The sequence below is a fragment of the Nitritalea sp. genome, from assembly GCF_054166705.1.
On record NZ_JBSZCV010000008.1, the window covers coordinates 331,274 to 352,343 of the forward strand.

A 21,070-nucleotide genomic window follows, 5' to 3' on the forward strand; every position below is an offset into this window, starting at 1 on the left:
AAAAGTTTAATTAAAAATAAATTCTTAGTTTGTTTGGTTGATGGTTGAATAGAAAATTTTCAGAACAAAACGCTCATCATCCGCCGTAAACTGCCTAAATGATGCACGTAAATCATCCCGTGTTCCTGAGGTCCCCTGGCGAACCCTTGGGAAAAGCAGCCAATCGGTACGTTGTAAATTTCCCCTGTAAACCGCATTTGTATAACTCGTAATCCTCTGGGTAAAAATTCGATTATCACTGCTATACGCTAAAAGGGCGGGGGCACTTGTAGCCGGTAAATCCCCCTCCTCGGACTGATTCACTTGAGGCTGTCCATCTGCTTGTACGGAAATCTCGGCACCATCTATCGGTCTCCTTAGAATTCGATTCGTCTCATTTGTAAAGTACATCTGCAAAAAATCGTGAGGGACTAGATCTCCGCCTCCGGAGTCTACACCACCGATTTCCATGCGCACATCATTAAAGGCTACATTTGGAAGCGTATCGAAGAAAGACTGTAGTGGAGAAGTGTCTACTCGAATAACGAGCCCCAGGCTCGATTTAATCCCTACTCTGCCGTCTAATGGAAAAGACACCAAAGGCCTATTCACAACTTCTAACGGTGTTCCGGCAGCTTCGTGCTTCACTTGGTTAAAGTGGCGTGACTGACCTAAATTAATCGAGTAATTCCGCGTAACTGTATCACCTTGATTTCTAAAAAAGACTGAAAACCCTGTCGCATTTCCCACCAAGATATTTACCGAGCCCTCATCGTCAGGATCTCCTTTCACTGCGATCCCCGGAAGAAACCGCCTAAAAGAGAATAAATTATTAAAGGTAGATCCGTCACGCATAGCAGTAAACAACTCCTGCGCGAAAACTTCATCTACAGAGACCGTTAAAGTCGTGTCTTGCCTTGCTTGAAAATTAAAGCGACCAGAAGCCACCGCCTCCTCTGAGAACTTGAGCGCGCTAAAATTGTAATACATCGTATCGAGCAGGGGCTCTTCGAGCAGATGCACCGATAAGGAGCGTGGACGGGCTAAATCTCTTGCGATCACGCTTTCCACCCGGAAGGTGAAGGTGACAGAATCTAGTGTAGCCGTGGCATTCGGTAGCACCGCAGTGGGATTGATCGCCATTCTAGAATAGCCGATCCCTTCCGTATCTCCGAAAAATGCATCTGAACTGCCTCCCACGATTAAGCGCCCTTGATTCGTAGTATTCAGGGAATCTAATAAGACTACAGATGCAGAAAGGGGTACTTCAGCATAGAAGACCCCTATTTGATTCCCATTTGGATCGATGTCTAAACCTATCGTAGAGGGGTCAGCACAAGACTGATACCCCAAAACGATAAATAGAAACAAGCCTTTAACCAGCCAGTTCCGTGTAAATATTGTAGTAACTTTCAAAAAGTTTCTCTTCTTCTTCGCTGTTAATCTCACACTTCTTGTCTTTAGAACATTCTTCGATAACTTTGCTCAAGTCTTCCGAAATATCTTTATTCTTGATCACTACATCGGCATACTCCATGCCGATCTTTAGAAACCCTTCATAATCTTTCGTAGCCAGGGGTGCCAATACCTTATCATCGATATCTACCATCTTGACCTTCTCGAACAAATCATCGCCAAATTTATGGTTAAATCCTGTATTATAAATACCAAACACGGATTTTGTATCCTTAAATAACGGCTCTTTTTTGTATGTAGTCTTTAAATATAAAGGTATTAAGCTCGTCATCCAATCGTTACAGTGCACAATATCTGGAGCCCAACCTAGTTTTTTAACCGTTTCTAATACACCCTTACAGAAGAAAATCGCACGTTCATCATTATCATCATAAAAGCGTTCTTGCTTGTCATGAAAGACACTCTTACGCTGAAAATAATCGTCATTATCTATAAAATAAACCTGGAGCCTAGCATTAGGAATCGAGGCTACCTTTATGATAAGCGGCTTTTCCTCCTCACCCACAGAAATATTTATTCCCGATAATCGAACGACCTCATGTAACCTGTTTCTCCTCTCGTTAATCAAACCAAATCTAGGAACTAAAATTCGGATTTCCATTCCCATTTCCTGCATCGCCGCTGGAAGTGCACGAACGAAATTCGCTACTTCAGAAGTTTCAAGGAAAGGGTTAATCTCGTTGGCCACATAAAGAATTCGAAGTTTAGACATAATCTACTTGTTTTTTGTTTAGGGATAAAACGGGACTACAAAGTTACAAAAAAAACAGCATTTTTCCATTGTTTTTAACTGGAATACCATAGCTTTGCGCCTATTTTAAACCCCTTAACCCGATCATTCGTGAAGGTTTTACGCACCCAAAAGGAAGCATTTCACTACGCAAGCATTCTGAAAAAAGAAGGAAAAACCATAGCTTTCGTTCCCACTATGGGCGCATTACACGACGGACACCTGTCTTTATTACGTCACGCCATTAAATCTTCCGATATTATCCTCGCATCTATTTTCATAAATCCTTTACAATTCAACAGTCAAGAAGACTTCGAAAATTATCCGAAAGATTTTGAAAATGACCTACTTTTATTAGAAAAAGCAGGTGCTGATGCTGTATATTTACCAGAAGTCCAGGAGATTTACCCTGAAAAAACAGAGCTGCACATACACTTTGGTCCGCTGGACCAAATGATGGAAGGCGCCACAAGGCCCGGACATTTTAGCGGCGTAGGCATCATCCTTTCCAAGCTATTTCATACCCTCCAGCCCGATCGGGTTATCATGGGCCAAAAGGACCTGCAGCAGTGCGCCATCGTAGACCGGCTCATACGCGATCTCGGATTTCCTATCACCTTGGATATCGCCCCTACAGTACGCGAAACCGATGGTCTAGCCATGTCCTCCCGAAATAGACGCTTAAGCCCCGAGCTGCGAAAGCAAGCAAGTGTACTCTATCGCACCCTCACTGAGGTAAAAGCTGCCCTTTTAAGGGGGGAAAATTGGGCCACAGCCCAAAAAAACGCCTGCGAGAAGCTTGAAGCCATCCCCAACCTAAAGGTGGTCTACCTCGAATGGGTAGATCTTCCTGATCTTCAGGCCACCCAAAGCCTGGGAAGCGCGGAAAAACAAGCCCTCTGCATCGCCGCCTTCATAGGAGAAATACGATTAATAGATAACCTCATCCTAATTAATTAACTTGCGCGAAAATTTCTGAACATGTTCATCGAAGTTCTAAAATCGAAAATTCACCGAGTACGCATCACCCAAGCCGAACTCCATTACGTCGGTAGCATCACCATCGATGAAGACCTGATGGATGCCGCCGACCTGATCGAAAATGAAAAGGTCCAGATCGTTAACATCAATAATGGAGAACGTCTCGAAACCTATGTCATTAAAGGAGCGCGTGGTACCGGTATGATCTGCCTAAATGGCCCCGCTGCGCGCAAAGCGCAAGTCGGAGATATCGTCATCATCATCTCCTACGCGAGCATGGAAAAAAGCCTCGCTAAAACACACAAGCCGATCGTCCTCTTCCCCGACGATCATAACCGACTCATCTAAATGGGCCTCGTGCTACCGAAACGACTTAAACAGAGCCTGCAAGTAGCCCTTTCGCTGGCCCTTGCAGGCTGGATTTTTTGGTTACTTTATAAAGATCTCGACTTTTCGCTTATCACTTCAGCCCTTGCGGAGCTGCATCGCGGCTGGTTTATCGCCTCGATCCTGCTTAGCATCTACGGCTTCTGGCTGCGCGCCTACCGCTGGAAACTCCTGCTTAATACCGACGCAAACACCGACTCCATCAGCACCCTGAATAGCTTTTGGGCCCTGATGATCGGCTATGTCACCAATCTCCTGCTGCCACGCGCTGGGGAAGTGGCCCGCTGTGCCGCCGTAAACCGACTAAGTGGAAAACCTATCAGCCAAACACTCGGCACAGTGGTCGTAGAGCGAAGCTTAGATCTACTGTTTTTGCTGGCCACTATCGGCATCGCCTTTCTGCTGGAAGCGAAATTGTTCCTACAGCTATTTGCAGATCTTGTAGACCTCAGTACCCTGGCTCAAAGCCTCCGAAATAATCTCCCCTTGCTCCTAGCTGCTTTGGCCATCACGCTAATCTCCGTCCGTATACTCGTCAAAAAGTACGCCGCCAGTGGCTGGGTGAACAAATTACAGCAGTTTACACGCCAAATGCTCACTGGCATCCAGAGTATCGGCAAGCTCGAAAAGCCCCTTATTTTTTGGGCCAGCTCTATAGGAATCTGGCTAAGCTATTACCTGACGATGTACTGGGTGGCCCTCGCCATTCCCAGCACTGCCAGTCTGTCCGCTTCAGCGGTTCTCCTGGTCATGGTAATGGGAAGTATTGGCATGGTGGCGCCTGTACAGGGGGGAATCGGCACATTTCATGCCCTTGTGGCATATATCCTTAGCGTTCTAGGCCTCGAATTAACAGAAGGAAAGGTTTTTGCTGTGATTATTCACGGCTCACAAACCCTACTCGTAGCGCTCCTTGGCCTGCTGGCCTTTGGCGCAAGCCTGAAAATTTTAAACGCCCAAGCAACTAAAAAGCGGGGCGAATCGTTTTAAAAATTACAAACTAAATTTAAGATTATGATTCTGGTCATTTTCATCGTCTTTGCAGCACTAGGCTGGATCGTTAGTAACCGTCTGAAGTCAAAATTTAAAGCGTATTCACAAACCGCCCTTCAGGCAAATCTCTCTGGAAAGGAAGTTGCAGAGCTAATGCTTGCCGATAATGGTATCCGGGACGTGCGCGTACTCTGTGTAGAAGGTCAACTTACCGACCATTATAACCCACAGGATCGTACCGTTAACCTCAGCCAAGATGTATACTATGGAAGAAATGCTGCGGCTGTAGCCGTCTCGGCGCATGAGTGTGGCCATGCCGTGCAGCACGCTACTTCTTATGCTTGGTTAGAGATGCGCTCTAAACTGGTGCCCCTGCAAGTGGCTTCTGGTAAAATTCTGAACATCGTGCTGATCGCCTCGCTTTTCGGAGGGTTCCTTATCGGATTAGATTATCAGCTAATCGGTGCTATCGTCGTAGGCTCTTATGGAGTGATGACGCTGTTTTCACTGGTTACACTACCCGTGGAATTCGATGCGAGTAACCGTGCTCTCGCTTGGGTAAAACAGCGAAATGTCGTTACTCCTTCAGAATACGCTATGTCTAAGGACGCTCTTAAGTGGGCTGCCATGACCTATGTAGTCGCAGCGCTGGCCTCACTGGCCACATTAGCCTATTACGTGTATATTTTCTTCGGAAATCGGGACTAAGAAACTATTTATACGGAAATGAGTTTACTAAAGGGACAAGATTATTGTCCCTTTAGTTTTTTGTAGCTATATTCCGAACACGAAATAAATAAACCCATTAGACATATGCATTTCGAATTTACCGAAGAGCAGCTAGCGGTGCAGATGGCCGCGAGAGAGTTTGCGCAAACTGAATTATTACCTGGCGTTATCGAGCGCGACACTGAAGCAAAGTTTCCACATGAACAAATTAAAAAAATGGGGGAGCTCGGCTTCATGGGTATGATGGTAGATCCCAAGTACAATGGGGGAGGCATGGATACCGTTTCCTATGTCCTCGCCATGGAGGAACTCTCGAAGATCGATGCCTCTGCCTCAGTTTCCATGTCTGTAAACAATTCTCTAGTATGCTGGGGAATAGAGAAATACGGAACAGAAGCCCAGAAAGAAAAATATTTAAAACCTTTGGCCAGCGGCCAAATCATCGGCGCTTTCTGTCTATCTGAGCCCGAAGCAGGTTCTGATGCTACCTCGCAGCGTACTTCTGCTGAACTTAATGGCGACCACTACATCCTGAATGGGACGAAAAACTGGATCACAAATGGTAATAATGCCAGTGTCTATTTGGTGATCGCCCAAACCAATGCCGCACTGGGGCACAAAGGGATCTCCGCCTTCATCGTTGAAAAAGAGTATGAGGGATTTACAGTAGGTAAAAAAGAAGATAAACTCGGTATTCGCGGTTCAGATACGCATTCTATCATGCTAAGCGATGTGAAAGTGCCTGTCGAAAACCGTATCGGTGAAGAAGGATTTGGATTCCGTTTTGCCATGGAAACGCTTAATGGTGGTCGTATAGGAATCGCTGCTCAGGCACTCGGCATCGCTTCGGGAGCTTATGAACTAGCCCTTGCCTATTCGAAAGAGCGTAAGGCTTTTGGAAAGCCGATTTCAGAACATCAAGCGATTCAGTTTAAGCTTGCCGATATGGCCACTCAAATCGAGGCCGCACGTCTGCTCGTTTTAAAATCAGCCTGGTTAAAAGATCAGGGAAAGCCCTATGCAGATGCCAGCGCTATGGCAAAATTATACGCATCCGAAGTAGCCATGCAGGTGACCGTAGAAGCCGTACAGGTGCACGGCGGCTATGGCTATGTAAAAGAATACCATGTAGAACGCTTGATGCGGGACGCGAAAATCACGCAGATATACGAAGGCACAAGCGAGATTCAGAAGATCGTAATCTCACGAAGCATCCTCAAGTAATTGCATTTTCAGCCCTTGAAGCCCCAAAATCTACCGGATTTGGGGCTTTTTTTATTGCTATTTAAATTTTTGTTGAATTATATTGCGATCTGTAAGAAAAAAATTATACTTTTATAGCAGACAACCAAGCCTAGTACTCATGGAATACTATAATAAAGTAATCGAATCTGTAGGAGTCAGATTCCTAAAGGGCAATAACTACAAGGTAGAAAAATCTTTTGCCGTCACGAATTTTCACGATGCTGAAAATACCGTTATCCTGCTACATCAGGGTACACTGAAGTTTTCAGATGCAGGCGAAACTGTGAATGAAGGTGAAATTCTCTTTATTCCAGCTGGAAGAACTACGTCCGTTACCTTTGGCACTACGTCTAAGAAAAGTGAAATGGACAATGAGGCCTACTTGGAAAATAAGAGGAAGTACTTGCAGACCCTCAGCTTTAAAGACATCAAAAACGCAGAAGAAGACTGTGTTTCTATCGTGAACTTCGAAGCTAAAGTATTCGATGTAGTCAATTTCTTTAACTCGCTAGGTATCCCACCTTTCGTGATTCGTTTTAACGATCGTCTGGCTTCTATCACAGAAGATATCGTGAAAGAATCTGAGCAGAGCGTACCCGGTAAAGAGCGTGTCATCAAGATCCATACCGAATTGCTCGTGATCGAAATCGTACGCCATATCTTGAAGAACCGTCTCTTCATGGAGGAACTTTCCACGAACAGCACCTACTTCAAGGATCCTCGCCTCATCGATATGTTTACCTACATCAAGAAAAATATCGGCGGAGATCTATCTAATAAAGTACTCGCTAAAGTCGCGAATGTCTCCGAAGATTATGTAGGCCAGTATTTCAAAATGCTTACAGGCATAAACCCACAGGATTATATCGAATACCAGCGCATGGAAGCAGCCGTAGAACTACTACGCACCACTAAAAAAAGTATCCGAGACATCGGAAAAGAAGTGGGATACAAAGACACTGCCTACTTCTGTCGTCGCTTTAAAATGATGTACGGCTTGCCTGCCGGAAAAATGAGAAGAAGAGAGTCGCTTATAAATGTACAATAAAACAACAGCATAAGGGAGAGCATCACCCCCATCTAAGGCTCCCTTTTTTCACACGAAAGGCGCTGTTTCTCTCGATTCAGCGCCTTTCTATTTTTACTGGTTTACGGTTGTGCCCAAAGCATAAAAAAACGCTGCCCTAAACTCCACCTGAAAAGAAGCACTAGCCTTATTCCACCCCAGACTCGTTCATCTTCGCTAAATTTTCTGCTAAACGCAATGCCGAGATAAAATCCGCAATATCTCCTTCCATCACATCCGGTAAATTGTACACAGTTTTATTGATGCGATGATCCGTGACGCGGCTTTGTGGGTAATTATAAGTCCGAATCTTCTCCGAGCGATCCCCCGAGCGAACCATAGACTTCCGCTGTGCACCCACCGCCTCATTATGCTTGGCTAGCTCCATTTCATAGAGACGCGAGCGCAGCACCTTTAAGGCCTTCTCGAAGTTTTTAATCTGAGACTTCTCATCCTGACAGGTGACGACGATGCCCGTAGGGTTATGCGTCAGCCGAACAGCAGAGTAAGTGGTGTTCACCGACTGTCCCCCTGGACCTGAAGAACAATAGGTATCCTTTCGAATATCATTCATATTCAAGTCCACCTCTACCTCATCCATTTCTGGAAGTACTGCCACCGTGGCCGCAGAAGTATGCACCCTACCTTGTGTCTCAGTAGCGGGTACACGCTGCACCCGATGTACGCCAGACTCGAACTTCATCTTGCCATAAACATCATCACCGGAGATGGTACTGATAATTTCCTTATAGCCCCCAGAGGTCCCAAATGTCAAATCTAGAACCGTCAATTTCCAGTTTTGCTTCTCACAAAACCGCTGATACATCCGAAATAAATCGCCTGCAAAGATGGCCGCTTCATCACCCCCAGTACCAGCACGAACCTCTAAAATACAGTCCTTACTATCATTCGGATCTTTAGGAACGAGCTGCTGTTTGATCTCCTCCTCTAACTCCCCCACCTGAGGACGCAGCTCCTCTATCTCCGCTTTCGCCATCTCTCGAAAATCAGGATCCTTCTCCGTCTCTAAAAGTAGCTTCGCATTCTTGAGATTCTCGGTCACCAACTTATACCGCTCATAAAGCTGTACGATTTTCTCTAGCTCCTTATATTCTTTCGTCAACTTCGTGTAGCCCTGCATGTCTGCCATCGCCTCTGGCTGAATAATCAGCTGGCCCACATCCTCGAAGCGCTCCTTAAGTGCCTGTAATTTATCAAGCATGTTCTACTTCTTTTGCTTTTTGGAAAACACAAAAATAACATAATTATACCGATTCTTCCGCTTAAGCCTCCCTTACACGCAAAAAAGCATCACCCCACCCTAGACAAACCCCTCATCGAAAGCCCTAATAAATTTGCTGAAAGCCAAGCCTTCATCATCAAAACCTTTTACTTTATAACAAATCCAATAAAACAATTGGAAAAAATATAACTTTTACCTTTTAGACTAGTTAAAAATTAAATCCAACTTAAACATACCATGAAAAGATTTTCTATTCTCTCTTTAGTTTTCATGTTGGCCGCATTTATGGTCGCATGTAACGATGAAGACGATCAGCCGATGATACTAAATCAAAGCATCGTCGAAATCGCCCTAGAAACAGACGATGTGAGCACGCTGGTTCAAGCGCTCCAAACAGCAAATTTAGTCGAGGCGCTTCAGGGACCTGGACCTTTCACCGTTTTCGCACCAACCAATGCCGCTTTTGAAAACCTTTTAGCCAGTAACTCTGACTGGAACTCCCTAGCCGATATTCCTACCGATCTGCTCGCCACGGTGCTCACCTTACACGTCGTAGAAGGACGCATCGCCGCTGCCACACTCTCTGAAGGCACCATGCTGGAGACCCTTAACGGAGAACAGCTTACCATCACAGGTGTGGATCCTGTGAGGATAAACGAAAGCGCCTCAGTTATCTCAGCAGATATCGCCGGCTCTAACGGGATCATCCATCTTATCGATGCTGTGCTACTTCCTGAAATGGATATGACCCCCACCCTAGAAACACGCATGAGCGATGACTTCGGCACTGTGCTCACAGACCAAGCGGGACGCACCCTCTACTTCTTCGCTCCTGACGTAAATGGCGAGAATAATTGCTCTGGCGGCTGTGCCGACAACTGGCCGATCTTCTTCGCCGAAGAACTCAATTTAGATGGAGTGGGTGATGAAGCACTAATCGGTACTATCGAAACAGAAAATGGTCCCCAAACTACCTATAACGGCTGGCCACTCTACTACTTCGCCGGTGATGACATGATGCCAAATACCTTTAATGGAGATGGCGTAGGTGATAACTGGTTCGTAGCCAAGCCCGACTACACTTTGATGGTGGCCGTAGGCCAATTAGTCGGCGCTGATGGCAATAACTACGTGGAAGAGGATGGCATGATCGTAGCGGGCGATGGAAACTCTCGTTTCTTCGTGGATTTCGCCTCTGGACGTACCCTCTACCGCTTCATTAACGATGAGGAGAACACCAGCAATTTTGGCGGCAACCCTGAAATATGGCCTGCTTTCGCTACTCCAGTAACTTGGGTACCATCCACTGTGAGCGTAGATGAATTTATGGAAATTACAGCAGGACAAATCTCCTTCAGAGGAAACCCGCTCTACAAGTTCGGTCAGGATGCAGAGCGCGGTGAGACGCTTGGCGTATCTGTCCCTAACCCAGGTGTGTGGCCTACCGTAAATGAGAATACTCCAGTTTTAGGTGAAGCAGCAGAAATGGCCATTACGATCACGCTAGGTAACATAGGAGCCTCGGCCTACACCGTAGAAGGTGTCGAAGGTGCTGCCATGGAAGATGTCATTACGGGAGACCCACAGGATAACCCCACGCTCAACTTAGTAGAGGGACAGCGCTATACCTTCGTAGTAACGAACATGAGCGTACATCCCCTTGACTTTCGAGATGCCGATAATAATGTCTTACTCGCTTTTAATGCTACAGTTGGCAGCTTCGAAGAAGAGGCTGCTGTGAATTTCCAAACAGAAGGCGATAATACCTTATCTTTCACCCTGACCAGTGAGCTGGCAGAGGTCATTTCCGTCTATGTGTGTACAGCACACGCCGGAAGTATGCGCGGAGATATAAATGTGCTAAGAGACTAAAAAGTCACTTCATAGCTAAAAAAGGCAGCTCTCACGAAGAAAGCTGCCTTTTTTTGGCCCATGGGGCCAAAGAACACACCGTACAAGACGCCCACTAAGGCACCTGTGGACCCTGACCCTGCTCATCTTCATACCACCGCTCCTCAAAAGTATGCTTCACAGGCACCTCCGCCCGCAGCACCCGATACACCATCCAGAGCATCCCCAAAGGAGACAGGCTAAAGACAAATAAAATCAAAGCGGTACTTAGTTCCATGCTGACCATGGTCACATAGATCAACAGCACCGCGGTCATCACATAGACGGGAAAGAGGTAATTTTTCATGGGAGTCATTGGTTAAGTTTAAGGTATTCTAAACTACGCAGGCCTGATTATTGTTATATAGCCATTATGAAAGGATTCCGTTTTACCCAGTACATTCCACCAAAAGACCAAACAAAAAGCACTTTTGACCAACTTTTACAGGTTTTTCTGCAACTCGTCACCATGACCGGTGGGGATGTCAGCGAAGCCCTGAGCTGGTTGAGTAATTTAGATAAGCGTTATAACCTCACCACACCGAACTATGGTATTGGAGATTTTATCGAGGAGATGAAAACGAAGGGATACCTCACGGAAGAAAACCAAAAAGGAGAAATTAAGATTACCGGCAAAGCAGAGCAGTCCATCCGGAAAAGTGCCTTGGAAGAAATTTTTGGAAAGCTGAAAAAAGGAAAAGGGGGCCAACATAAAACCACCTTCACGGGTCCGGGAGATGAACGGGGCACCGACCGAAGGCCTTATGCTTTTGGTGATAATTTAGATCAAATCGCCCTCACCGAAAGTCTACGTAATGCTCATGTGAATCATGGCTTCTCAGGGGATCACCTGCTCACTGAAGAGGACCTAGAAGTGGTGGACCAAGAGGTGAAAACACAGACCTCCACAGTCCTGATGATCGACATCTCCCACTCCATGATTTTATACGGGGAAGACCGCATCACGCCAGCAAAAAAAGTGGCCATGGCGCTGGCAGAACTCATCAAGACCCGCTACCCGAAAGATACCCTAGATGTAATCGTTTTTGGAAACGACGCCTGGCAAATCGAAATCAAAGACCTGCCCTATTTACAGGTAGGCCCTTACCATACGAATACAGTAGCAGGCTTGCAGCTGGCCATGAACCTGCTGCGCCGAAGAAAAAACCCGAATAAGCAGATCTTTATGATCACCGATGGCAAGCCTACTTGCTTGAAAGTAGGGATTAAGTACTATAAAAACAGTTTTGGCATCGATAGTAAAATTCTGAACGAAACACTAAACCTGGCCGCGCAGTGCCGCCGCCTTTCGATTCCGGTCACCACTTTTATGATCGCTTCCGACCCCTACCTGAAGGAGTTTGTGAAGGAATTCACTCAGGTAAATAACGGAAACGCCTATTACAGTAGCCTAAAAGGATTAGGCAATCTCATTTTCGAGGATTACAGAAGAAATAGAACTAAACGATTTTAACATGGCAGTAAGCGCTTCTACGCACCCACTTTTACACATACGAACTTTAGGGGAATTAAAAGCCTCGGGCTACCGCCCAAAGTCCATTAAAACAGAGTTACGGGATAACCTTATCCGCGCCATGATGGCCGGAGAGCAGGTCTTCGAGGGAATTTGGGGATATGAAGACACCGTGATTCCCGCAGTGGAAACCGCTATCCTCTCCAAGCATAACATCAACTTCCTCGGTCTAAGGGGACAGGCTAAAACTAAAATGGCGCGCATGATGACACGTCTGCTGGATGAATATGTGCCCGTAGTAACGGGAAGCCCCCTAAACGATGACCCGCTCGCACCGATTTCACGCACAGCAGTAGACCTCATCGCCAAGCATGGAGACGATACGCCCATCAGCTGGTGGCATCGTGAGGAGCGCTACACCGAAAAGCTGGCCACGCCGGATGTCTCAGTGGCAGACCTTATCGGAGATGTAGATCCCATAAAAGCAGCTACCTTAAAACTTTCCTATGACGATGAGCGCGTCCTACACTATGGCCTGGTTCCACGCTCCCACCGCTCCATTTTCGTCATTAACGAGCTGCCCGATCTCCAAGCACGCATCCAGGTGGCCCTCTTTAACATCCTCCAAGAAGGAGATGTACAGATTCGAGGGTTTAAGTTGCGCATGCCGCTCGACATCCAGTTCGTTTTTACAGCTAACCCGGAAGATTACACGAACCGTGGTAGCATCGTCACACCGCTTAAGGATCGTATCGAAAGCCAAATTATTACCCACTACCCGAAAACCATAGCGATCGGAAAGGCCATCACCGCACAAGAGGCCCAAGTGGAAGAGGCCATAGCTGCGCGCATCCACGTCCCTGAACTGATGAAAGACCTCATCGAACAGATCGCGGTCGAAGCCAGAAGCAGTGAGTACGTAGACGAAAAAAGTGGCGTTTCTGCACGACTCACTATTTCTGCCTACGAAAACCTACTCTCCGCCGCCGAACGCCGCCTCTACTTGAACCGCGAAGACAGCACAGTGGTGCGCCTAGCCGACCTCATCGGCGTAATTCCAGCCATTACTGGTAAAGTGGAGCTCGTGTATGAGGGCGAGCAGGAAGGTGCTGGCCTGGTAGCCTATAACCTCATCGGAAAGGCCATCCGCACACTTTTCGCCCAGCAGCTACCAGTGCCTGAAAAGAAAAACCTGAAAAATGGCAATCCCTACCTCCAAGTGATCTCCTGGTTCGGTGAGGGCAAGCATCTCGATATTTTAGCCGCACAGGCAGATAAAGCCTACAAGGAGGCCCTCCACAGTGTTCCCGGCCTCGAAGAAGTCGTAACCGAAAATATCGAAACGCTGCCCGAAAAGGAAAAAGAATTCTACATGGAATTTGTCCTGCACGGCCTGGCCGAATACAGCCAGCTTAGTAAAAAATTACTCGATACCGGAATGAGCTTCAGCGACCTCTTCAGCTCTATGTTCGATATGGACATGAGTGATGAAGACTTCGAAGACGAAGACGACGATCGATAAGACGCCCCTGTATTCTTACTGTAATACGCGCAGCAGGACATCTTTTCTGCTGCGCTTTTTTTGGGCCTCGGCCCAAAATAAAAAGACCCGAAAGCGCATTTTCCACCGCTAAAGCGAAAACCTTAACCGCTCAACATTTTTCTGTCCGTACATTTTTTTTAAAATTTTATATTGTGAAAAGCCGATGATACCAACTACCAGCATGGAATGATCGGCAAAATACCCTAAAGCACGAATAAACACAGCACCATGAAGAAACTAACTTGGCTTATCGCCCTAGCCTTCCTATGGACATGGCCCGCAGATGCGCAGCGCGGACAGCGAAACAGCACCCCGGCAGCTCCGGCCTTCGAAAGTGATGCCTTTCAGGCACTAAAATGGCGGAACATCGGTCCTTTCAGAGGGGGGCGTAGCGTCGCTGGAACAGGCGTTCCCGGAGATCCGCTCACCTATTATATGGGCAGTACCGGAGGTGGGGTCTGGAAAAGTACAGATGCAGGCCTGAGTTGGTATAACATTTCCGACGGCTTTTTTGAAACAGGCTCCATCGGCGCCATTAGTGTAGCCGAATCGGATCCGAACGTGGTCTACGTGGGGACGGGCGAACATGCCGTTCGTGGGGTAATGACCAGCCACGGGGATGGCATGTACAAGTCCACAGATGCAGGCGCTACCTGGCAAAAAATCGGGTTGGAAAACTCCCGTCACATCTCTGCTATCGTCATCCACCCCACCGAACCGGACATTCTTTTGGTCGGGGTGCAAGGGTCACTCTACGGACCTTCTGATGAAAGAGGCGTCTATAAATCTACAGATGGAGGTAAAAGCTGGAATAAGGTGCTTTTCATAGGAAACCACAGCGGTATCTCTGCACTTTCTATGGACATGAATAATCCGCGGATCCTGTACGCCTCCGCTTGGGAACACCAGCGCTATCCATGGGCAGTCCGTTCAGGAGGCCCGGACTCGGGCATCTATAAGTCCACAGATATGGGCGAAACCTGGACCCAGTTGTCTAAAGGACTTCCAGAAGAAATGGGGAAATCTGCCGTGGCCGTTTCTCGCGCTAATGGTCGCCGCGTATATGCTGTCATCGAAGCTGCGGAAGGAAAGGGCGGCGTCTACCGCTCGGATAATAGCGGAGAATCTTGGACACAAGTGAATAAAGAGCGCCTAAACATCGCACGCTCCTGGTATTACATGAAGATTTTTGCAGACCCCCAGCAGGAAGATCGCGTCTATGTGCTGAATGCTCCCATGACGAAATCCATAGATGGTGGCAAGACCTGGACGACCGTTTCCACCCCGCATGGCGACAACCACCATCTCTGGATCAACCCCCAAAACCCCGCTGTCATGCTAAATACCAATGACGGCGGCGCAAATATCAGCATGAACGGTGGCGCTTCTTGGACCCAGCAAGAGCAGCAACCCACCGCACAATTCTACCGCGTGATCGCAGATAATCGTGTTCCTTATAATGTCTATACAGGACAGCAGGACAACTCTTCCATCCGCATTGCCAGCCGCACCGCTGGTCGTGGCATCACCTGGAAAGACTGGGTGGCCGTGGCAGGATGTGAAAGTGCCTACCTGGCTTTCGACCCCGATAATCCCGTAGAAGTGTACGGAGGCTGCTACCAGGGCATCATCGATCGCTGGCATGAAGTAACCGGCCAGGGCCAATCTATAAAGGCTTATCCCGAACTCTCCCTCGGTAATGTGCCACGGGATTTTGCCTATCGCTTTAATTGGAATGCCCCCATACTTACGAGCCGCTTTGACCGGCAGGTCATCTTTCACGCAGGCAATAAAGTGCTGAAATCGAGCGACAAGGGCATCACCTGGAAGGAAATTAGCCCTGATCTAACGCGTAATGACGCCGAAACACAAGGCCCCGGCGGGTATCCGATCACAAATGAAGCCGCCGGAGGAGAAAATTACCATACCCTCATGTATCTTGCCGAATCTCCACATCGTGAAGGAGAACTGTGGGCAGGTTCAGACGATGGCCTAGTTCATAAAACCACAGACGGCGGGAAGACTTGGCAAAATGTCACACCACGTGGCCTTCCAGAGGGTATTATCAATGCCATCGAGCTCTCCCCCCATGACCCGAATACAGCTTACATCGCCGTGATGCGGTATAAATTCGACGATAATGCCCCCTATGCCTTTAAAACCACTAATGGCGGCAGCAGCTGGACGCCGATCCACGAAGGAATCCCGACAGAAGCCTTCGTCCGGGTAGTGCGGGAGGACCCTGTGCGGCCAGACTTACTGTATGCCGGCACCGAGCGTGGTCTCTACCTTTCCACGAACGGTGGAGCCCAGTGGACACGCTTTCAGAGTAACTTGCCACTGGTAGCCATCACAGACCTGCTCATCCATGAAAATGACCTCATCGCCTCCACATCTGGACGCGCACTTTGGATTTTAGACGACCTGAGCGCACTTCAGCAGTCGGGTGGAAAGCTTCCGGAAGGCCTAGCCCTGTATCAGCCCAAGCCCGTCTACCGCCTATTTCATGGGAGCAGCAGCCAGTTTGTGCCCGGCCTAGGCCAAAACCCGGAACAGGGAACTACGCTGATCTACCACTTGCCTGAAAAGGCCGCCGCCGGAGAGCTCAGCCTTCAGATTTTCGATGCCAAGGGACAGCTTGTCCGCACGCTTCATAATGGAGATGCCGCTCACAAAACATGGGCGGGAGGACCCGCAAAGCCCGCTAGCCTAAAAGCTGAAAAAGGCTTGAATCGCTTCAACTGGGATTTCCGCCGCGACGAACTGCCGGCCGTGGAGCCGATCTTCGTGTATGGTAATTACAGCGGTGCCGCGGTACCTCCAGGAACTTATACAGCTCGGCTCAACTACAAAGGCCAAAGCCAAGAAACCGAAATTCAAATTTTGGCGGATCCCAGGATAGAGGCTAGCCCTGCCGACTATATGGCACAGTATGCGCTCATGCTCCAAGTGGAAGAACAGATCAGCTCGCTCCACCGGAATCTAAACGAAATGCGTGCCCTAAAAGACCAGTTACGGCAGCGGCTCACAGCCATGCGAGCGGCAGGCACAGAAGCCTCCTTGATCGAAAAACAAGAAGCCATGATTACCGCGATCGAAACTTGGGAAAGTAAATTGATCCAACCCAAGCAAGAAACCTTTCAGGATGTAATCAATTTTCATAATCAGCTAAATAGCGAGTGGATGGCGTTAAAGGCCTACTTAGATGGCCCCTACCCGGTCGTAACAGCAGGTGCGAAAAAGCGCTATCAGGACCTGGTCAATCGGATGAAGTCAGCCCTTTCTGATGAACTTAGCCAGCTAAAGAACCAGCTCGCCACCTTAGAAAAGGAGCAGCAGCAGGCAGGGCTCTCCCTTTTCTTAACGCCCGAAAGCAAGTAAGGAGCGGGAACTTTGGCCCAGAGGGCCCAAAAAAAGGCTGGCAAAACATCCGTTCTGCCAGCCTTTTACTAGCTGTAAAACCTGATCCACCGCAAGCGAGGCTCTCCGCAGGCCAAACCATGTAAACAGGCCATGCAACCTATTCCGTATCCTCCCACTCGCTAAAGTCGATCGTCTCATCCTCCAGATAATGAGGGTACATTCGCTTATGGAGCTTGCGCACCTCCTCGAGTAGCCGCTCCCGAAACTGATCCACGTGGGTAGCATGCTCGGCGGCCATAAAAACAGGCTGAATCCCCGTTTTCTTCTCGTAAAGCTCTTCTAGCCCCTTTAAATCCAAAAACTGATGTTCCTCCAGTTCCACAGGGCTCATTTCTTGCATTTCCTCCTCTGTAGGCACAGGGGAAATCAGGTCGATCTTATTAAAAACCAACAAAATGGGCTTATCGCCCGCACCGATTTCACGCAGCGTCTGCTCCACCACAGCGATATGATCTTCGAAGCCCGGATGCGCGATGTCCACTACATGTACAAGTAGGTCGGCCTCGCGAATCTCATCTAAGGTCGATTTAAAGGACTCGATCAGGTGCGTAGGGAGTTTCCGTATAAAGCCCACCGTATCGGAGAGCAAAAAGGGAATTTGCTCCAGCACCACCTTGCGCACAGTGGCATCCACAGTAGCAAAAAGCTTATTTTCGGCCAAGATATCGGTTTTGGTGATCAGATTCATCAGCGTACTTTTGCCCACATTCGTGTAGCCCACCAGCGACACGCGGACGATACCCTTCCTGCCTTTGCGCTGCGTGACTCCCTGCTTTTCGATTTCTTTCAGCTTAGCTTTCAGCAAAGAGATTTTACTGCGAATATCCCGCTTATCGGTCTCGATTTCCTTCTCCCCAGACCCCCCTCGTGTGGTGGTGCCCCCACGCTGGCGCTCCAAGTGTGTCCACATCCGTGTCAAACGCGGTAATATATACTGAAAACGCGCCAGCTCCACCTGAGTTTTCGCCTGGGCTGTCTGCGCACGATTCAGAAATATGTCTAAAATCAATAGCGAACGGTCGTACACCTTCACCTTTAACTCATTTTCTAAGTTACGCAACTGTGAAGGGGTCAAATCATCATCGAAGATCACCATATCCACCTGAAAGTGCTCAATGTAGGCCTGAATCTCCTCCAGCTTACCCGAACCTACAAAAGTCCGCACATCAGGATTTTCCATCCGCTGCGTGAACTGATAGACAGTCTTCGCCCCCAGGGTCTCGGTCAGGAAGGCCAGCTCATCCAGGTACTCCTGCACCTGCCGCTCGCTCTGCTGCTGCCGAATTATCGCCACTAAAACAGCCGTCTCCTGTCGCGGTGCCGTATCGTATAGTTTTTTTAACTTTCTGGTGTATTTACTCATATAAGCTATTTATCCACAAATTACGTGCCTTATCCCCACATCGGGTGGGAACTGACTTTTACGCTCGCCTGGCGGCAAAGGGAACGAGCCCTCAGCTGCCAGAATTTCCGAAAGTTCGGAATTATTGGTAACTTGCGGCATTCGGTCTGTAAAATTTAGATCCTTTTTCTAAATTTCTCTGAAAGGCACCCCGAAAGTATCACCCCAACATGCACAAACTTAGCAACCGGCAGCTATGGAAATCAAAAAAACCCCTTTAGAAGGTGTACTAGAACTTTATCCTCGCGTTTTTGAAGATGCGAGAGGCTATTTCTTCGAATCCTTCCGAAAGGAACACCTGCTGCACCATGGTATCACGGTAGACTGGGTGCAGGAAAATGAATCTTTTTCCCAAAAAGGCACGCTTCGTGGCCTGCACTTTCAGCAGCATCCCTATGCACAGGCCAAGCTGGTCCGCGTCGTAACGGGAAAAGTGCTCGATGTGATCGTGGACCTAAGAAAAAACTCTGCAACTTACGGGCAGCATCATGCCGTCATCCTAGATGCGGCCATGCATAACCTCATGTACATCCCTGCAGGCTTCGCACATGGTTTTTCTGTCTTAGAAGACGCGATTTTCATGTACAAGTGCTCTAATTATTATACGCCAAAAGCCGAGGGGGGCATCCTCTGGAATGACCCAGAACTGAAAATCGACTGGCAAGTGCAAACACCCATACTGTCCGAGCGTGATAAACTTTGGCCTGATTTACGTACATTTACAGCGAATAGTGAAGGAGGATTATACGTATGACCTTATTAGATTACTTAAGAAGAGTTGGGAAGAAGAAGAAGGAAGTGATTTACCCATTTACGCTTGACTGGATGCATGCCGATATGCACTCCCACCTGATCCCCGGCATCGATGATGGTGCTAAAACCATGGAGGAGAGCATCACCCTCATCAAACGCCTACATGGACACGGCTTGAAAAAAATCATCACCACGCCGCATATCATGTCCGAATACTATAAAAACACTCCCGAAATCATTCGTTCAGGCCTAGAACGCGTACGGGAAGCCTTAAAAGAGGAAGGAATAGCTATCGACATACATGCCGCAGCCGAATATTACATGGATGAAATCTTCCTCGAAAAAGTGAATAACGGAGAGGAGCTACTTTGCATCCATGATAACCTCGTCCTGGTGGAGACCGGCTTTATAAACAAGCCCCAGATGCTGCTGGAGACCTTTTTCGCCATGGAGCTTAAAGGCTATCGTCCGGTTTTCGCACATCCGGAACGCTACCACTACCTCATCCAGGACAAAACACTCCAAAACGAGCTGATGGACAGACAAATTCTCTTTCAGATCAACTTACTCTCGCTCACTGGATTTTACTCCAAGCAGGTCAAGCAGTTTGCAGAGTTTTTAATCGACCAAGAGAAAGTGGCTTTTTGGGGAACAGACTGCCATAACGAGCGTTATTTAGACATGCTGGAAACCTTAAACCGCTCCAGCTACTACGAAAAAATCATGAACGCTCCAGTGCGCAACCGCCTCCTATGAACCTATTAGTGATCGGTGCCACGGGCCTGGTCGGCAGACATCTCCTGCAGACACTTCAGGGCACCTGCACCTTATTTGCCTTAAAAAGGCCCCAAACTCCGATACCCGCAGGCTTCGAAAAGCTTGCCACCTGGGTAGAAGGTGACCTCCTGGACAGCTTTAGCATCGAAGAGGCGCTGGAAGATATGGACTTGGTGCTGAATGCCTCCGGCAAAGTCAGCTTCTCTGCACAAGACGCCCCTCGCCTAGAACAGGTAAACATCCGCGGTGTAGAAATTCTGGTTAACAGCCTGCTCGCCATGGAAAAGCCCGCTAAGCTCATACATATCAGCTCGGTGGCGGCATTGGGCGTCAGCCCGGGGCAGGAGTTTATAGATGAAACACAAAAATGGGACCATACCCAGCCGCATACTGCTTACGCGGACAGCAAATACCGCGGCGAGGTGGAAGTATGGAGAGGTGCGCAGGAAGGCCTAGAGGTGCTTGTCCTAAATCCTTCCCTGATTCTGGCCCCTTTCGGGGAGCCTGGCCCCAGTCAGGAGATTTACGAGCTGCCCCTTAAAAGCCCACGCTACTACCCAACAGGCAGCGTAAATGTGATCGACATCCGCGATCTCTGTGCCATAATCGCCCATTTTATAGCCGAACCCCAGTGGGGCGAGCGCTTTATTTTAAACGGAGGCCACTATGCTTATAAAGATTTTTTGGGAGCGCTCGCGCGCAAAAGGCAAGTCCCCGCACCGAAAAAGCCACTAGAAGGACTGCCCCTGCAGGCCGCTTTGGCCATGGCCAAACTCCTACGCCTTTTCCCCTTTATCCGCCTCTCCTGGGATGAAAACACCCTGCTGGGCGCCAAGAGAAAGGTGTGGATGAAAAATGATAAGCTGAAAAAAGCCTACCCACAGCCGCTACGAACACTCGAGGAAACCCTAGACTGGGCTTTCACAAACGATTCTGTAGGAAAAAACGTTTAGCGCATACGGACAAGGTAAATTCTCCG

18 protein-coding genes are annotated in these 21,070 nt (G+C 48.2%); 13 read left to right on the forward strand and 5 right to left on the reverse strand.

The genetic code is table 11. The features are described 5' to 3' along the window. Window positions 1–24: 24 nt before the first annotated feature. Together ACXIT9_RS05390 and ACXIT9_RS05395 are read right to left on the reverse strand one after the other, a co-directional pair. Window positions 25–1,395, reverse strand: coding sequence for a DUF4270 family protein (locus tag ACXIT9_RS05390; RefSeq protein ID WP_458055201.1), 1,371 nt, complete (start codon window positions 1,393–1,395; stop codon window positions 25–27). Next, complete coding sequence (locus ACXIT9_RS05395) at window positions 1,355–2,167, reverse strand: glycogen/starch synthase (protein WP_458055202.1); 813 nt, start codon at window positions 2,165–2,167, stop codon at window positions 1,355–1,357. The genes ACXIT9_RS05390 and ACXIT9_RS05395 overlap by 41 nt, the downstream gene beginning before the upstream one ends. Window positions 2,168–2,296: 129 nt before the next feature. On the opposite strand from ACXIT9_RS05395, the gene panC reads away from it, so the two are divergent. From panC to ACXIT9_RS05425, 6 genes are all read left to right on the forward strand, one after another. Then, window positions 2,297–3,145 (forward strand): pantoate--beta-alanine ligase, encoded by an 849-nt coding sequence (gene panC / locus ACXIT9_RS05400; RefSeq protein ID WP_458055203.1) that lies wholly within the window; start codon window positions 2,297–2,299, stop codon window positions 3,143–3,145. A gap of 21 nt (window positions 3,146–3,166) precedes the next feature. Then, entirely contained in the window at window positions 3,167–3,514 is a 348-nt protein-coding gene (gene panD / locus ACXIT9_RS05405; RefSeq protein ID WP_458055204.1) for an aspartate 1-decarboxylase, read from the forward strand. Continuing rightward, window positions 3,515–4,543 (forward strand): lysylphosphatidylglycerol synthase transmembrane domain-containing protein, encoded by a 1,029-nt coding sequence (locus tag ACXIT9_RS05410; protein WP_458055205.1) that lies wholly within the window; start codon window positions 3,515–3,517, stop codon window positions 4,541–4,543. A 24-nt stretch (window positions 4,544–4,567) separates the two neighbouring features. Next, window positions 4,568–5,254, forward strand: a complete 687-nt coding sequence (locus tag ACXIT9_RS05415; RefSeq protein WP_458055206.1) for a zinc metallopeptidase — start codon at window positions 4,568–4,570, stop codon at window positions 5,252–5,254. Window positions 5,255–5,359: 105 nt separating this feature from the next. Next, the gene (locus tag ACXIT9_RS05420) at window positions 5,360–6,499 is read left to right on the forward strand and encodes an acyl-CoA dehydrogenase (protein ID WP_458055207.1); all 1,140 of its coding nucleotides are present in this window, start codon (window positions 5,360–5,362) and stop codon (window positions 6,497–6,499) included. A gap of 139 nt (window positions 6,500–6,638) precedes the next feature. Further along, window positions 6,639–7,568, forward strand: coding sequence for an AraC family transcriptional regulator (locus ACXIT9_RS05425; RefSeq protein ID WP_458055208.1), 930 nt, complete (start codon window positions 6,639–6,641; stop codon window positions 7,566–7,568). Window positions 7,569–7,734: 166 nt separating this feature from the next. Here ACXIT9_RS05425 and prfA read toward each other — a convergent pair whose 3' ends face one another. Then, window positions 7,735–8,808, reverse strand: a complete 1,074-nt coding sequence (prfA, locus tag ACXIT9_RS05430; RefSeq protein ID WP_458055209.1) for a peptide chain release factor 1 — start codon at window positions 8,806–8,808, stop codon at window positions 7,735–7,737. Between the two features lie 258 nt (window positions 8,809–9,066). On the opposite strand from prfA, the gene ACXIT9_RS05435 reads away from it, so the two are divergent. Continuing rightward, complete coding sequence (locus ACXIT9_RS05435; RefSeq protein WP_458055210.1) at window positions 9,067–10,701, forward strand: fasciclin domain-containing protein; 1,635 nt, start codon at window positions 9,067–9,069, stop codon at window positions 10,699–10,701. 94 nt (window positions 10,702–10,795) lie between these two features. Here the strand turns inward: ACXIT9_RS05435 and ACXIT9_RS05440 are convergent, their stop codons facing one another. Then, on the reverse strand, window positions 10,796–11,026 hold the full coding sequence (locus ACXIT9_RS05440; protein WP_458055211.1) for a hypothetical protein: 231 nt from the start codon (window positions 11,024–11,026) through the stop codon (window positions 10,796–10,798). 66 nt (window positions 11,027–11,092) lie between these two features. Between ACXIT9_RS05440 and ACXIT9_RS05445 the strand changes: the two genes are divergently transcribed. From ACXIT9_RS05445 to ACXIT9_RS05455, 3 genes are all read left to right on the forward strand, one after another. Further along, window positions 11,093–12,193, forward strand: a complete 1,101-nt coding sequence (locus tag ACXIT9_RS05445) for a vWA domain-containing protein (RefSeq protein WP_458055212.1) — start codon at window positions 11,093–11,095, stop codon at window positions 12,191–12,193. A 1-nt stretch (window position 12,194) separates the two neighbouring features. Further along, complete coding sequence (locus tag ACXIT9_RS05450; protein WP_458055213.1) at window positions 12,195–13,715, forward strand: magnesium chelatase; 1,521 nt, start codon at window positions 12,195–12,197, stop codon at window positions 13,713–13,715. Window positions 13,716–13,964: 249 nt separating this feature from the next. Continuing rightward, on the forward strand, window positions 13,965–17,117 hold the full coding sequence (locus tag ACXIT9_RS05455; RefSeq protein WP_458055214.1) for a VPS10 domain-containing protein: 3,153 nt from the start codon (window positions 13,965–13,967) through the stop codon (window positions 17,115–17,117). 139 nt (window positions 17,118–17,256) lie between these two features. Here ACXIT9_RS05455 and hflX read toward each other — a convergent pair whose 3' ends face one another. Continuing rightward, complete coding sequence (gene hflX, locus ACXIT9_RS05460; RefSeq protein ID WP_458055215.1) at window positions 17,257–18,522, reverse strand: GTPase HflX; 1,266 nt, start codon at window positions 18,520–18,522, stop codon at window positions 17,257–17,259. A gap of 235 nt (window positions 18,523–18,757) precedes the next feature. Between hflX and rfbC the strand changes: the two genes are divergently transcribed. The 3 genes from rfbC to ACXIT9_RS05475 are packed head-to-tail and all read left to right on the forward strand — an operon-like array spanning window position 18,758 to window position 21,044. Further along, window positions 18,758–19,315 carry a dTDP-4-dehydrorhamnose 3,5-epimerase gene (rfbC, locus tag ACXIT9_RS05465; protein ID WP_458055216.1) on the forward strand — a complete coding sequence of 186 codons (558 nt, stop codon included), beginning with the start codon at window positions 18,758–18,760 and terminating at the stop codon, window positions 19,313–19,315. After that, window positions 19,312–20,070 (forward strand): tyrosine-protein phosphatase, encoded by a 759-nt coding sequence (locus ACXIT9_RS05470; RefSeq protein ID WP_458055217.1) that lies wholly within the window; start codon window positions 19,312–19,314, stop codon window positions 20,068–20,070. The genes rfbC and ACXIT9_RS05470 overlap by 4 nt, the downstream gene beginning before the upstream one ends. Then, window positions 20,067–21,044: an NAD-dependent epimerase/dehydratase family protein gene (locus ACXIT9_RS05475; protein ID WP_458055218.1), complete on the forward strand. Its 978-nt coding sequence runs from the start codon at window positions 20,067–20,069 to the stop codon at window positions 21,042–21,044. The genes ACXIT9_RS05470 and ACXIT9_RS05475 overlap by 4 nt, the downstream gene beginning before the upstream one ends. The last annotated feature ends 26 nt before the right edge of the window (window positions 21,045–21,070 follow it).